Source organism: Myxococcus sp. SDU36 (assembly GCF_030168875.1).
GTDB classification, from domain to species: domain Bacteria; phylum Myxococcota; class Myxococcia; order Myxococcales; family Myxococcaceae; genus Myxococcus; species Myxococcus vastator.
On record NZ_CP077414.1, the window covers coordinates 4,594,426 to 4,608,993 of the forward strand.

Below are 14,568 nucleotides of genomic sequence, written 5' to 3' on the forward strand. Positions count from 1 at the left end.
CAACACCGTCGCGGAGGCCCGATTTTCCGGCCTCCGGCGCGTTCCGTCAAATGTCGGCCGCTCCGTCCGATTTCTGGACCAACCCCGCACCTCAGCCCCGCTCCGCCTCGGCATCCGGATCGATGCCGTACTCCTTGATTTTGTAGAGGAGCGCTCGGTGACTGATGTCCAGCAGCTCCGCCGCCCGCGTGCGGTTGCCCTTCGTCTTCCGCAGGGCGGCTCTGATGTAGGACTCCTCCAACTCTCGGATGGCGCGCTTGAGTGACAGGTCGCCACCATCCTGTAGCACCGGCCCCACCTGCGGCGTCGCACCTTGCTGTCCGGGTGGGGGAGCTGCCCACAGCCTTTCGGGCAGGTTCGCCGGCAGGATGAGCGCCTCGTCCGCCAGCAGGACGGCACGCTCCATGGCGTTCTCCAACTCGCGGACGTTTCCCGGCCACGCATAGGCCATCAGGAGCGCCTCGGCCTCCGAGGAGAGCCCCGCGACGGGAGGCTCCCGATTCAGCTCGCGGTTGAAGCGAGCGATGAAGGTCCGCGCCAACAGCGGCACGTCTTCCCGCCGCTCCCGCAGCGGCGGGACTCGGAGGTTCACGACGTTCAGGCGGTAGTACAAGTCCTCGCGGAACTCTCCCTTCGCCACCAGCCGGGACAGGTCCCGCAGCGTGGCGGCCACCACGCGCACGTTCACCTTCTCGACGCGGTTCTCCCCTACCGGGCGGATTTCCCCTTCCTGGAGGACGCGCAGCAGCTTCACCTGGGCGGACAGTGGCAGCTCTCCCACTTCGTCCAGGAAGAGCGTGCCGCCATCCGCCTCCGCGAAGAGGCCTCGCTTCGCGGTGCGCGCGTCCGTGAAGGCGCCCTTCGCGTGGCCGAACAGCTCGCTCTCGATGAGCCCGGAGGGAATGGCGCCGCAGTTGAGCGCCACGAAGGACATGGGTGCGCGAGGGCTGCGCACGTGCAGCTCCCGCGCGATGAGCTCCTTGCCCGTGCCGCTCTCGCCGCTGATGAGCACGGTCGTGTCGACGGGTGCGAGCCGGGCCACCTGGCGCAGCAGCGCGTGCAACGCGGGGCTCTCTCCGAGGATGTGGCCTTCGGGCGTGGAGGGGAGGCTCGCCTGCTTCAGGCGCCGGTTCTCACGGAGCAGCCGCTCACGCTCCTCCGCCTTGCGGAGGACGAAGACGATTTCATCCGGCTTGAAGGGCTTCTGGACGTAGTCGAACGCGCCAGCGGCGACGGCCTGGAGTGCCTGCTCCTGCGAGCCGTAGGCGCTCATCACCACCGCCGTCAGCGCGGGGTGCGCCGCAAGGGCCTCGCGCAGGACGGAGAGCCCATCCTTCTTCGGCATGCGCACGTCACAGAGCAGCACGTCGTAGTCACGCGCGTTGAGCTCCTTCAGCGCGTCCTCGCCGTCGGCCACCGCGCGCACTTCATAGCCATGGCCGGTCAGCACCAAGGTGAGGATGTGCCGGATGGAGGGCTCATCATCGGCGACGAGAATGGTGCGGAAGAGGGGCATGGCCGTCTTGACACATCATCGCGCACCCGCGAGTGCGCCGATAGCTTCCGCCCTGACGTCGCGCGCGTTTTCCTCAGGGTACGGGCAGCCGCACCGTGAAGCGGGCGCCGCCACCCGGAACATTCTCTGCTTCGAGCCGCCCTCCCATGACCTGCGCCAGCCGCTGGGACACCGCCAGTCCCAGTCCAGTTCCCTCGCGTCCCTTGGTCGTGAAGAAGGGCTCGAACAGGCGAGGCATCACGTCCTCGGGGATGCCGGTTCCACCATCCTCGACGACCAGGCGAGCCTCGTCCGAAACCTGCCGCGTGGCGACTCGCACGCGCCCCTGCCCGCCCATGGCCTGGGCGGCGTTCAGCAACAGGTTGATGACGATTTGCGAGAGCGGTCCTGGGTCCGCGCGTGCGAGCAGCCCTGGCTCCATCTCCAGCGCCACCGTCACGCCAGTCAGCTCAGGTGCGGCACGGACCAGGCGCACGCAGGTCTCCACCACCGCGCCCACTTCCACCGGGCCGAGTGAGGTGGTGCCAGGACGTCCCAGGTCGAGCAGGCCCCGGATGATGCGGTCGATGCGCTGGACCTCGTGGTCGATGCGATCCAGGAAGTCCTTCAGCTCGGGCGTGTCCGCCTGGGTCTGCGCCAGCGCCACGTAGCCGAGGATTCCCGCCAACGGATTCCCCACCTCGTGCGCGACGCCCGCGGCCAGTCTGCCCACCGTGGCGAGCCGCTCCGAGGCAACCAACTCCGTCTGCGTGCGCGCCAGCTGGGCATTGGATTCACGCAGGGATGCCATCTGCGCGCGCGTGAGCGCCTGCTCCTCGCGCAGTGCCTCCGCCATGCGCTGCAGGGCGCGCTGGATGCGCGACACCAATGTTCCGCCCGACGTCGGCACCAGGCGCGGCTCCAACTCCAAGCGACCGAACTGCTCGACCACCGCCTCGGTTCGGCGCAAGGGACGTCCCACCATCAGGTCCAGGACCACGTAGGCGAGCACCGTCAGCGCGACGAGGTCCAACCCCAGGACCCAGGGAAGAATGCTCCGGAGGCGAATCAGCGCCTCGTGCTCCGTGCTCCCTTCGGGCACCCACCGGCGGAGCGCGTCCAGCAGCCGAAGGAGCACCGGCTGGACGGACAACCAGGTGAGGCCTGTCGACACGGAGCCCAGCAGGAACGCGACGCTGGCAATCCGCCACTTCATCGCATCCCCGCCGTGCTCACGGCAGACCGCCCAGCATCATGGCGATGTCCGCGGGCAACACCCGTGACAGCCAGGGCCCCAGGAGCAGCAGTTCCAGCCCCGCGAGCGCCAGCCAGGGCCCGAAAGGAATGCTGGTGCGCTCCGGGACCCAGTCCTCCTCCTGGCCCTCCTCGTCCAAGGGCGCGTCGGGGATGGGCTGGACCAACAGGCACAGCGGCACCAGCACCAGTCGCTTCCAGAGCGGAAGTCCTGGCTGAGTGAACTCCCAGGTCATCGTGAGAGGAGCCGGCTCGCCCTCGGGCTCCTCGGGAGCATCCTCCGCGCGAGGGCCCGCCCGGCCCGTCAGCAGCAACATCAGGATGCCCACCACGGCGCCCTGCATGGACGCGAACAGCAACACGCCCAGCAGCGCGCGCCAGGACAGGAACGCTCCGAGCAGGGCCACGAGATACTTGTCCCCCGCCCCCAGCGCCTCGCGCTGGAACACCTTCCAGCCGATGTACTCCATCATCCGGAAGGTCAGGAATCCCACGGCCGCGCCAATCAGCGCGTCACGGAAGGCTTCCGTCCCCAGGGGGATGGCCAGGATGAGCCCCGCCAGCATGCCCGACACCGTCATGGACAGCGGCAGAATCCAATGGTCCAGGTCGATGAAGGCAAGTGGGACGAGGAAGGACACGAGCACCAACGCGGGCACCAGCTCGTACGTCCAACCGAAGCGTCGCAGGCACGCGAAGTACAGGAGCCCCGTCAGCAACTCCACCAACGGGTACCGCACGGAGATGGGGGTGCGGCACCCCCGGCAGCGCGCCCGCAGCGCCAGCCAGGACAACAGCGGGATGTTCTCGTACCAGGCCAGGACGTGCCCGCACTTGGGGCACCGCGAGCCCGGACGCACGATGCTCTGGTCCAGCGGCACCCGCGCGATGACGACGTTGAGGAAGCTGCCCACGCACAGGCCGAGCACGAACAGGAACACGGCGAAGAGGGGCCCGAAATATCCCGGGAGGGAGGAGTGCGTCACAGAGGACGCATCCTACCCGAGCTTCAGCGGAAGTCGCGCCGCTCGAACACGATTGAAGCCAGCACGCAGAAGAACGCCCCCCAGCCCAATGCATAGAGCGTGGCGGTCCCCAGCTCAACGGCCGTCACTTCAATGGCATAGGTGGCGCGTGGCCGGAAGTTGAACCGCTCCAGGTTGGGCAGCGCATAGTACGTGGCCTTGCTGACCCACTGGACGAAGTCGACCTGGGACTTCGCGCCCAGATTGTAGATGTCCGAGCAGAGGTGGCCCGCGAAGTAGAGCCCCGTCGTCACCAGGGCCGAGACGAGCTGGCTGGCGAAGGTGGACATCAGGAACCCCGCGCTGGTGAGGACGAACAGCTCCAGGTAGAGCCCCCACAATGCGGCCATCTGCGGCTGGGTGATGGGCGAGCGGTGCAGAACCAGCTCCACCCAGAACAGCAGTGTCATGGCCACCAGCAACACCCCCAGGGTGAGCATGTTGCCCGCGAGCCGCGCCAGCAGGAACCGGGTCCGGGACATTGGCTTGGAGACCATCAAGAAGATGGTCCGCCGCTCGATTTCACGGCTGATGAGGCCGGACGACAGGTAGATGGAGAGGAAGACGAGCAGCAGGCTCATCACCCCGAGCCCGAAGTCGGTCACCACCCTGTCGAAGGTGCTGACGGTGACCTCGGTGATGAGCGTGGTAGCGAAGAGCAGCAAGAGCGCGAAGGCAGCCACGAGCACCGTCACCCGGTTGCGGCGCGCCTCGCGGAATCCGTTCCACGCCATGGCGGCGAAGGCACCCATCACTGGATCTCCCCGCCCACCGTCTGTCCACCCGCCTGCTTCATCGCGTCCAGGAAGAGGTCCTCCAGCGAGAAACGCGCGGGCTGTACCCGGCTCACGCGCCCTCCCTTGTTGAGCACTGCCTGGAGCAGGCCGTGCGAGTCGGCGTCCGGTATGCGCAGCAAGACCCGGCTGTCCAACTGCTGCGCCTGCTCGTACGTGAATCCCAGCGATTGGAGCTGTTCCAGCGGAAGCCCGTGCACGACCATCTCCACGGAAGGCGCCTTCGCGGACACCAGTTCCTGCACGCTCCCTTCCTGAACGCGCCGCCCGCCGACCAGCACCACCACGCGGTCACAGAGCGACTCGACGTCGGAGATGATGTGCGTACAGAAGAGGATGGTCGTCCCCTTCTCCCGCTCAGCCAGGATGAGGTCGCGCATCTGCCTGCGACCCAGTGGATCCAAGCCGGAGGTAGGCTCATCCAGCACGAGCAGGCGCGGCCCGCTGATGAGCGCCTGGGCCAGCGCGGTGCGCTGCACCATGCCCTTGGAGTAGCGGCGAATCTGCAGGTCGGAGGCGCGGCCCATCCCCACCTCGCCGAGCACCCGCTCCACGCGCTGGTCGAGCTCATGGCCGCTCAGACCAAAGACGCGACCGGCCAGTGTCACGAACTCCCGACCGGTGAGGTATTCGTAGAGCGAGGGGTTCTCAGGAAGGAAGCCCACCTGCCGCCGGACATGGGGCCGGTCGGGAGGCTCGCCAAAGAGCAGTGCTTGGCCCTCGGAAGCCCGAACCAGGCCCATGAGAATCTTGATCGTGGTGGATTTGCCCGCGCCGTTTGGCCCTAGCAAGCCGTAGACCTGCCCAGGCGCGATCTCCAGATCCAGCCCCTGAAGCGCCTTCACCTGCTTGTTGAGGAAGAAGCCCACCCGATATGTCTTGGACAACCCTCGGATGGATACGGGAGGACTCGAGTCAGGTGTGGTCGAGGTCGTCACGGAGCCTCCTCCAACGCGTCGAGCTGAATGCCACCCGCTGCGAGATCTTCCTTCAACACATTCTTCTTGGCCTGGTCGTACATCTCCAACCTGTAGAGTCCCGAAGTGGAGCGTGCGCGTCCCCGCCTGTCGATGAAGAGCTGCCCCTCCAATGGGTCCACGGGCATGCTTTTCAAATAGCCCGCGTCGACCAAGGCAGGAACGGTCTTGGGCCGCTCTCCGTGCTCCCGCAGGTAGGCCCCGACGGCATCGTCAATCTGAGTCAGCACCCGCTCTCGCAGAAGCTCCTTGATGCGGTGCTCGTAGAACGCTCGCGACTCTTCGTCCTCCGCACTGTCATGCAGCATCTCCGCCATTTGCAGGCCCGTGTCGAAGTTGCCAGCCTGTGCATAAAGGCGGGTTGCAAGTTGCGGCAGATATCGTGGGGTATTGGGGAGTTTCGACAACCGCATGAGTAGGTCGGCAGCCGCCGTCCAATCCCGATCGTAGGTCATCTTGTTGTAGGCCAGTTGGAACAGGAGACGACGGTCATCCGGGAACTCGTCAATTCCCTTGGTGAGCAACCGGGATGACAGGTCCGTGTTCACCCACTGCTCCCGTCCCACGTTGAAGGGCGTGTTGATGGCCCCCCACTCGTAGACGTATCTGAACTTGGAATCCAAGTCCGTCGCCATATCCGAGTAGAAGTACACGTCCCTGTATTCGGTGTCTGTGTTGGCGCGGCCAACCTGCTGGATGGCCTGGAGCCAATAAAAGTCTGTGAGCAGCGGCTTCTGGGCCGCCCCAACGATTTCGAGAAGCTCCCTTCGGGGGAGAATCGGACCATCCTTCGTGCGAAGGGGCTTGGCCGGTTTCTCCGCCATCAACGCGATGGAGCACACAGCGAAGCACAGCGCAACAATCCGCATGAGCACCTTGAAGTTCCGGAACGGCAAAGGGCCACCTTCCGGCAGGAAGGCGGCCCAAAGAACAGTGGCTACGCCACCGCTCATTCCGCAGGACCAGAACTACTCGTCGCAGGCCACGTCGTTGCGATCATTGTACGGCGTACCGGAGGACACCGTGCCCTCCTCGGAGCACCCCGACAGCTCGCCCTCGCCCTCAAAGCCTGCGATCAGCCAGTTGTCCAGACCCAACTCATTATCAGCGTTCCCCGAGGCACCAGCCAGGAAGTTACAGTTCGGGCACTCCTCCTGAACACCCCACGTGGTAGTCCAGCCGCCAGCTGCCGCAGCGAAGTTGGCCGCCGCGAAGGTCGGCCGCTCCGCGGTTCCACCGAAGCGGAAGGAGTCATAGGAAATGGCGCCGATGCCCTCCGTATCGGAGATCGTGACGATTGCCGCGGTTCTCAGTTCGGGCACACCAAGCTCGCTGACGATGTACCCGTAGCGATTGCCACGCTCCGGCGCGAAGCCGATTTCGTTGGCGTAGTTGGAGTAGCGGTCCTTCTCAGAGAAGAACGACTTCTGCGCCGTGTACAGCGCCTTGAGGTTCGTCTTCGCCTCGGACTGCTTCGAGCGGGCCTGGAACTTGATGAAGTTCGGGATGGCGATGGCCGCCAGGATGCCGATGATGGCGACCACGATCATGAGCTCGATGAGCGTGAAGCCACGGTTGCGGGGGTTGAATCGCGAGACGCGCATGGGGGATCCTCAAGGAAGGTTGCAACGGGGGGCACTGCGCCCGCCGTGAACAATAGCACCGAGCATGCCAACCAGCGTCAAGCCGCCAAAGCCCTAGATTTTCAAAGCTTGGAGAAAGCCCCCGTGGCGGAGGGGTCCAGGGCTGACAAAATTCGGCAGTGACGCTGACGAGAACTGTCGATCAGCCTACGCATCCCCCGTTCCCCCTGGCTCCAGGTCATCGGTAAGCCCGTGCTTGGCCAGCCGATAGCGGAAGGACCGGAACGAAAGCCCCAGGAGTTCCGCGGCACGGGTCTTCACCCCACCGGCCTGCTTCATCGCCGCCATCAGGTAACGGCGCTCGCTGTCGTCGAGATGCCGCTCCAGGTTGAACCCCGCGCCCAGTCCCGGCTCGCCTCCCTCAGCGGTCCGGACCGCGGGGTCTGAATCACCCCGCACCGTCGGAGGAAGCGTGGACGGCCCCAGGAGGTCTGAATCAGAGAGGGTCGCGGCCCGCTCCACCATGTTCTGCAACTGCCGGACGTTGCCTGGGAACGGGTAGCGCTCCAGCAGCGAAAGCGTCTCAGGAGCGAAGCGCAGACCTGGCCGCCCCAACTCCTCCGACATCCGCGACAGGAAGTACTTCGCCAACAGCGAGATGTCGCCGGCGCGCTCACGCAGAGGCGGCAGTTCCACCGTAATCACGTTGAGCCGGTAGAAGAGGTCCTCACGGAAGCGACCGGCCTTCACCTCGGCTTCGAGCCGCCGATTGGTCGCCGCGATAACGCGCGCCTGAAACGGAATCTCCGCGGCGCTGCCCACCGGCTTCACCTTCCGCTCCTGGAGCACCCGGAGCAGCTTCACCTGTGTGGCGAGCGGCATCTCCCCGACTTCATCCAGCATGACGGTGCCGTCACCCGCCGCCACGAGGAGCCCCGAGCGGTCCGAGGTCGCCCCTGTGAAGGCCCCCTTCACATGCCCGAAGAGTTCGCTCTCCAGCGTGCCTTCATTGAGCGCGGCACAGTTGAAGGGCAGGAACGGCCGCGCGGCCCGGCTGCCGCGCATGTGGATGGCGCGTCCCACCAGTTCTTTTCCCGTGCCGCTCTCGCCCATGACCAACACGGTGCTCCGCCCGGAAGCCACCTTCTCCACCAGGGTCCAGACCGCTTGCATCCGAGCGCTCTGCCCCACGGCCCCATCCAGGCCAGGAAACAAGCGCGCTCTGAGGCCACTATTCTCCTGCCGGAGCGAGCGCTTCTCCAGGGCCTTCTGGACCAGCAGCCGCATCTCCTCGTTGTCGAAGGGCTTGCAGATGTAGTCGTAGGCGCCCTCGCGCATCGCCTCCACCGCTGCCGCAGGAGTGCCGTAGGCGGTGATGAGCACCACTTCCGGAGATGCGGGACGGGCCCGGGCGGCGCGCAGCACATCCAGGCCACTTCCCGTGCCCAACTTCAAATCGGAGATGACCAGGTCCACCCCGTCCTGGGCCAGCACGTCACACGCGCCCTTCACGCCCGCGACGCTCGTCACCGTGTATCCCTCTCGCTGGAGCAACAGCTCGAGGTACTCGCGCATGGACAGCTCGTCGTCGACCACGAGGATGTGGCCACGCGCCCCCAGGTCTCCTGCCGGAACCGACGTCACAGCGGCAACCCCACCATGAACTCAGTGCCCTCGTCGCGATTCGAGCGAACCTGGATGGAGCCACCATGGGCCCGGATGATGGAGTGCGCGGTGGACAGCCCCAGCCCCGTGCCGCCATCGCGTGTGGTGAAGAACGGCTCGAACAAGTGCCCCATCATCTCCTCCGAAATCCCTCCCCCCGAGTCCCAGATGCGGATTCTCGCCTCATTCTCGTCTCGCGTCAGCGCGACCTTTACGTGACCTCGCGGACCTGCTGCCTGGAAGCCGTTTCGCACCAGGTTGATGAGGACCTGCCGGAGCTGATCCGGGTCAACCGCGACCGCCACCGCATCAGGCGCGCTGACCTCCACCCGGACATCACGTGCCAGCGGGTCCACGCGGAGCATGTCCACGGTCTCCGTCACGAGCGTCGCGAGGGGAACCATCTGCAACACGGGCATCGGAGGCCGTGCGAAGCGCAGGAATTCCTCGACGAGCCTCGCCAACCGGTCCGACTCCCGCATCAGGATGTTGGTGAGCTTCTGTGAGACGCCGTCCTGCGCATCCTGCGCCAGCAACTGCGCCGAGCCGCGCATGGAGGCCAGTGGATTGCGCAATTCATGCGCCAGTTGAGCGGACAGCGCGCCCAGGCTCGCCAGCCGGTCCGCCCGCTTCAGGTCATTCTCCATCCGGCGGAGCTGCGTGAGGTCCTGGAAGACCATCAGCAAGGCCCCTGGCTCGCCATCCAGCGGCGTCACCGACAACCCCAGAATGCGCCGCTTCGACCCCTGCCCCACGACCAGCTCACTGCGAGGAGACCGCGGAGCCAGGCCCGATACTCCAGGCAGGAGCATTTCGACCTCTGTCCCGACGACGCTCGCAGTCTCCACTTGAAGGATGGCGCAGCCCGCGGGGTTGACGTACGTGATGCGGCGCTCCGCATCACACGTCGCAAGCCCCGAAGGCATGGAGGTGAGGATCTGCTGCTGAAGCCGCCCCAATCGGTGGAGGTCCGCTTCTCGAGCGGACAATGCGCCACCCGCCACGGAGAGCTGACGCGAAAGGTAGCCCGCGAGGACAGCGATGAGCCCCAAGGCGAGCGAGTTGCTTCCCAGGACGAACATCACCCGGGTCGGAGGAATCAGTCCTCCAGGAGCATTTCCCAGGAACCGAGTTCCCATCACCAGGGCGGCGAAGCACAGCGCGGACGCAGCGGCAGCCCAAAGGGCGCCACGCCGGTCCAATACGACGGCCGCGCCAATGACCGACAGGCTGTAGAGGAACGTCAGGGGCGAGTCCGCGCCGCCGCTGAGGTAGACCAGCCCGGTGGCGATGACCACGTCGCCAGCGACCTGCACCCAGGCATCGCTCAGCCCTCCACGCCCGCGCCGCAGCCTCAACCCCACCACCAGCGTCGAGACGTACGCGACGACGATGACCGCGAGCGACAGGGTATCAGCCCGGCTCAGGTCCTGAGAGGGCTGCAGGAGCAGCCGCGCGAGGGTGATGACGAGCGACAGGCTCGCGGCCACCGTGCGGAACAGCACCAGCCATACAAGCCGCGACCTCAGGGCGCCCCCCGCGAGCGGGCGCCCACCCACGACAACTCCGTTACTGGATGGCACCGGCAAGCGAGAAGATCGGCAGGTACATGCCGATGAGGAAGCCACCGACCACGCCGCCGAGGAACACCATCAGCACGGGCTCAATCATCGCCGTGAGGCTGTTGATGGCCGCGTCCACCTCGTCGTCGTAGAAGTCGGCGATCTTGTTGAGCATGGTGTCCATGGCGCCCGTCGCCTCACCCACGCCGATCATCTGCACCACCATGGACGGGAACACCTTCGTCTCCGCCAGGGGCCCCGCGATGTTCTTGCCCTCGGCGATCTTCCCGCGGACGTAGATGATTGCGTCTTCCACCGTCCGGTTACCGGCCGTCTTCGCGGTGACGTCCAGCGCGTCCAGGATGGGCACGCCGGAGGAGATCATGGTCCCCAGCGTGCGGGTGAACCGGGCCACGGCCACCTTACGGAGCACAGGCCCGAAGACGGGCATGAAGAGGAACACCTTGTCCCAGAACTTCCGGCCACGCGGCTGCCGGTAGCTCCACGTGAAGGACATCACCACCGCGGTAATCGACGCAGCCGCATGGAAGAAGTACTCCTGCGCCATGTGCGAGAAGTTCACGATCATCTGCGTCGGCCCTGGTAGCTCCGAGCCGAAGTCCGCGAACATCTTCTCGAAGACCGGTGTCACCTTCAGCAGGAGCACCGCCGTCACGCCAATGGCCACCAGGATGACGATGACCGGATAGGTCATCGCGCTCTTGACCTTGGACTTGAGCTTCTCGTTCTTCTCCCGGTACGCCGCGAGCCGGTTGAGGATGGCGTCGAGGATACCGCCCACCTCGCCCGCGGCGCAGAGCTGGACGTAGAGCTCGTCGAAGACCTTGGGGTGCTCCTTCAGCGCGTCCGCGAAGGTGCTGCCCTGCTCCACCTTGCCCTTGATGGCGAACAGCACCTTCTTGAAGGAAGGGTTGTCCATCTGGCTCGCGAGGATGTCGAGGCACTGCACCAGCGGGAGGCCGGCGTCGATCATCGTGGCGAACTGACGGGTGAAGACGAGGATGTCCTTGCCTTCGACGCCGCCCAGGCCAGGGATGGAGATGTCCCCATCCAGCAGGCCCTTCCTGCGCACCTTGACGGGGTTGAGGCCCAGGGACTTGAGGCGCGCGTTGACGGCCTCGACGTCCATCGCCTCCATCTCACCCTTTTTGGACTCCCCGCTCTTGGTCTTCGCCTCCCAGAGGAACTGGGCGGTGACCTTCTTGGGAGCTGATGCCGACTTCACTGCTGGGGCTGCCATGAGCTGGACCTCCGCGGGTGCCGCGCCACTCTAACCGCTGATCTCTGAATCCCGGAACTAACGACCACCCGCTCCCCCGCCTGGCCGCTGCATCCCGGGCAGCGTCCCACCGCCCGTGGCCAGGATGTTGCGCAGTTCATCAGGGTCCGTAGAACGCCCGAAGGCCTCGTCCTGGGTGATGAGCCGCCGCAGCAGCAGCGCCGCCAGGGCCTGGTTGAAGGTCTGCATGCCGAACTTCGCCTGACCGACCTGCATGGACGAATAGATCTGGTGGACCTTGTCCTCGCGGATGAGGTTCCGGATCGCGGGGTTGGGCACCATCACCTCCAGCGCCAGGATGCGGCCAGGGCCGCCCGCCTTCGACACCAGCGCCTGGCTCATGACCCCCTCCAGCACGAAGGACATCTGCGCGCGGACCTGCGGCTGCTGGTACGGCGGGAACACGTCCAGCACGCGGTTGATGGTCTGCACCGCGCTATTGGTGTGTAGCGTCGCGTAGCAGATGTGACCTGTCTCCGCGATGGTGAGCGCCGCCTCAATCGTCTCCAGGTCGCGGAGCTCACCGACGAGCACCACGTCCGGGTCCTGGCGGAGGATGTACTTGAGGGCCGTCTTGAAGTTCCGCGTGTCCGCCCCCACCTCTCGCTGATTCACGAGGCAGTTCTTGTGCGGGTGCAGGTACTCGATGGGGTCCTCGATGGTCATGATGTGCTCATGACGCTCGGTGTTGATCTTGTCGATCATCGAGGCCAGCGTGGTGGACTTGCCCGAGCCCGTGGGGCCCGTCACCAGGATGAGCCCGCGCGACTTCTTCACCAGCTCCGCCACCACCGGCGGCAGCCCCAGCTCCTGGAACGTCAGAATCTTGAAGGGAATGGTCCGGAACGCCGCGGCGACCGCGCCACGCTGCATGAAGATGTTGGCGCGGAAGCGCGACAGGCCCTTCACGCCGAAGGACAGGTCCAGCTCGTTGTCCTCTTCGAACTTGTGCTTCTGGGCGTCCGTGAGGATGGAGTAGCAGAGCTGCTTCGTCTCCACCGGAGTCAGCGGCGCCGTCTTCAAGGGGACGAGCTCGCCGTCGACGCGGAGCTGCGGCGGCGAGCCGGTGGTGATGTGGAGGTCGGAAGCGCCCTTCTCGACCATCGCCTTGAGGAGCTGGTGCAGGTTGGCCACGGGGGGGATGTCCTTCAGCGGGAGTGCGGTGGGGGAGGTTGATTAGAAGCGGTCCGGGGCGGTGTTTCCCACCACCTCTTCCAACGTGGTGGCGCCGTCCATCATCTTGCGAAGACCGCTCATGCGCAGGCTGCTCATGCCCAGGCGGATGGCCTCCTGCTTCAGCTCCGCGGCGGAGGCGCCGTTGATGACCAGCTCCTTGAGGCCATCCCAGAAGGGCATGACCTCGTAGATGGCCACGCGGCCCCGGTAGCCACGGTCGTTGCAGTCGCGGCAGCCGACCTTCTCGTACATCGTGAAGGTGCCAATCTTGTCCGGCGGAACACCCGCGTCGATGAGCGCCTGCTCGTCCACGTTCTCCGCCGGCTTCTTGCACGCCGGGCACAGCCGGCGCGCCAGACGCTGGGCGAGGATGAGGTTGAGCGACGCCGTCACGAGGAACGGCTCGATGCCCATGTTCAGCAGACGGCTCACCGTGCCCGGGGCGTCGTTGGTGTGCAGCGTGGAGAGCACCAGGTGGCCCGTGAGCGCCGCCTTCACGCCGATCTCCGCCGTCTCGAAGTCACGGATCTCACCAATCATGATGATGTCCGGGTCCTGGCGGAGGAAGGAGCGCAGCGCCGCGGCGAAGTTCAGGCCGATGTCGTCATGCATCTGCACCTGGTTGATGCCGGCGAAGTTGAACTCGACCGGGTCCTCCGCGGTGCAGATGTTGGTGTCCAGCCCGTTGAGGCTGGCGAGCGCCGAGTACAGCGTCGTCGTCTTGCCCGAGCCCGTGGGGCCCGTCACCAACACCATGCCGTAGGGCCGGTCGATGGCCTCCTTGAACCAGGCCAGCGGCTGCGCGTCGAAGCCCAGCTTCGTCATGTCCAGCTGGAGGTTGCTCTTGTCGAGCAGACGCATCACGACCTTCTCGCCGAAGAGCGTGGGACACACGCTCACGCGGAAGTCCATCTCCTTGCCGCCGCCCATCTTGATCTTGATGCGGCCGTCCTGCGGCAGGCGCCGCTCGGAGATGTCCAGCGAGGCCATGATCTTCAAACGCGACGTAATCGCGTTGCGCAGCTTCATCGGCGGGCGCATCACCTCGTACATCACACCGTCGATGCGGAAGCGGACGCGGAAGTCCTTCTCGTACGGCTCGACGTGGATGTCGGACGCGCGCTTCTTGATGGCGTCCATGAGGATGAGGTTCACCAGCTTGACCACAGGCGCGTCATCCGCGGCCTTGGCCATCTCATCGATATTCTCCGTCTCTTCCTTCGTGACCTCGATGTCGTCACCGACGTCGCCAACGATGTCCTCCAGCGACGGGCCCTTCTCCGCGTAGTAGCGCTCGATGGCCTCGCGGATGGAGACCTCCGAGGCGACCACCGTCTCGATGTTGTAGCCGGTGAGGAACTTCAGGTCGTCCACCGCGAAGATGTTGGACGGGTCGCACATGGCCACGATGAGCGACGGGCCCGCGCGGTTGACGGGCACCACCAGGTGCTTCTCCGCCACTTCCTTCGGCACCAGCTTGATGATGTCCGGCTCGACGTCGAAGTCCTTCAGGTTGATGGCCGGCACGCCGTACTGCTTGGAGAGGAAATCGGTCAGCTTCGACTCCTCGATGGCGCCCGTCTTGACGAGCGCGGTGCCGATGCGCGTGCCGTTCTTCTGCTGCTCTTCCTGGGCCTTGCGCAGCTGCTGCACGGAGATGAGGTTCTCGCGAACCAGCAGTTCACCGAGTCGACCGGACATTCGTTGATGCCTCTTCCTTGAAGAAGAAAGAAACGG

At 65.6% G+C, this 14,568-nt stretch carries 12 protein-coding genes; all 12 read right to left on the reverse strand.

The genetic code is table 11. From position 1 onward, the window contains the following. Positions 1-91: 91 nt before the first annotated feature. Complete coding sequence (locus tag KGD87_RS18125) at positions 92-1,516, reverse strand: sigma-54-dependent transcriptional regulator (RefSeq protein ID WP_284661435.1); 1,425 nt, start codon at positions 1,514-1,516, stop codon at positions 92-94. A 73-nt stretch (positions 1,517-1,589) separates the two neighbouring features. Continuing rightward, entirely contained in the window at positions 1,590-2,711 is a 1,122-nt protein-coding gene (locus tag KGD87_RS18130; RefSeq protein WP_284661436.1) for a sensor histidine kinase, read from the reverse strand. A 16-nt stretch (positions 2,712-2,727) separates the two neighbouring features. After that, entirely contained in the window at positions 2,728-3,735 is a 1,008-nt protein-coding gene (locus KGD87_RS18135) for a prepilin peptidase (RefSeq protein ID WP_284661437.1), read from the reverse strand. Between the two features lie 23 nt (positions 3,736-3,758). Further along, positions 3,759-4,526: an ABC transporter permease gene (locus KGD87_RS18140; RefSeq protein WP_284661439.1), complete on the reverse strand. Its 768-nt coding sequence runs from the start codon at positions 4,524-4,526 to the stop codon at positions 3,759-3,761. After that, complete coding sequence (locus KGD87_RS18145; RefSeq protein WP_284661440.1) at positions 4,526-5,455, reverse strand: ABC transporter ATP-binding protein; 930 nt, start codon at positions 5,453-5,455, stop codon at positions 4,526-4,528. Before KGD87_RS18145 ends, KGD87_RS18140 begins: the two co-directional genes overlap by 1 nt. A 47-nt stretch (positions 5,456-5,502) precedes the next feature. After that, entirely contained in the window at positions 5,503-6,498 is a 996-nt protein-coding gene (locus KGD87_RS18150; RefSeq protein ID WP_284661441.1) for an ABC transporter, read from the reverse strand. A gap of 15 nt (positions 6,499-6,513) precedes the next feature. Beyond that, positions 6,514-7,149 carry a prepilin-type N-terminal cleavage/methylation domain-containing protein gene (locus KGD87_RS18155; RefSeq protein ID WP_176424333.1) on the reverse strand — a complete coding sequence of 212 codons (636 nt, stop codon included), beginning with the start codon at positions 7,147-7,149 and terminating at the stop codon, positions 6,514-6,516. Between the two features lie 186 nt (positions 7,150-7,335). After that, entirely contained in the window at positions 7,336-8,772 is a 1,437-nt protein-coding gene (locus KGD87_RS18160; RefSeq protein WP_284661443.1) for a sigma-54-dependent transcriptional regulator, read from the reverse strand. Continuing rightward, a complete protein-coding gene (locus tag KGD87_RS18165) occupies positions 8,769-10,352 on the reverse strand; it encodes a two-component system sensor histidine kinase NtrB (protein WP_284661444.1) in 1,584 nt (527 codons plus the stop codon). The genes KGD87_RS18160 and KGD87_RS18165 overlap by 4 nt, the downstream gene beginning before the upstream one ends. Positions 10,353-10,362: 10 nt before the next feature. Further along, the gene (gene pilC / locus KGD87_RS18170) at positions 10,363-11,616 is read right to left on the reverse strand and encodes a type IV pilus assembly protein PilC (RefSeq protein WP_284661446.1); all 1,254 of its coding nucleotides are present in this window, start codon (positions 11,614-11,616) and stop codon (positions 10,363-10,365) included. 57 nt (positions 11,617-11,673) lie between these two features. Continuing rightward, positions 11,674-12,789 (reverse strand): type IV pilus twitching motility protein PilT, encoded by a 1,116-nt coding sequence (locus tag KGD87_RS18175; RefSeq protein ID WP_163784639.1) that lies wholly within the window; start codon positions 12,787-12,789, stop codon positions 11,674-11,676. Positions 12,790-12,831: 42 nt separating this feature from the next. After that, a complete protein-coding gene (gene pilB / locus KGD87_RS18180) occupies positions 12,832-14,532 on the reverse strand; it encodes a type IV-A pilus assembly ATPase PilB (RefSeq protein ID WP_163786700.1) in 1,701 nt (566 codons plus the stop codon). Positions 14,533-14,568: the final 36 nt, after the last annotated feature.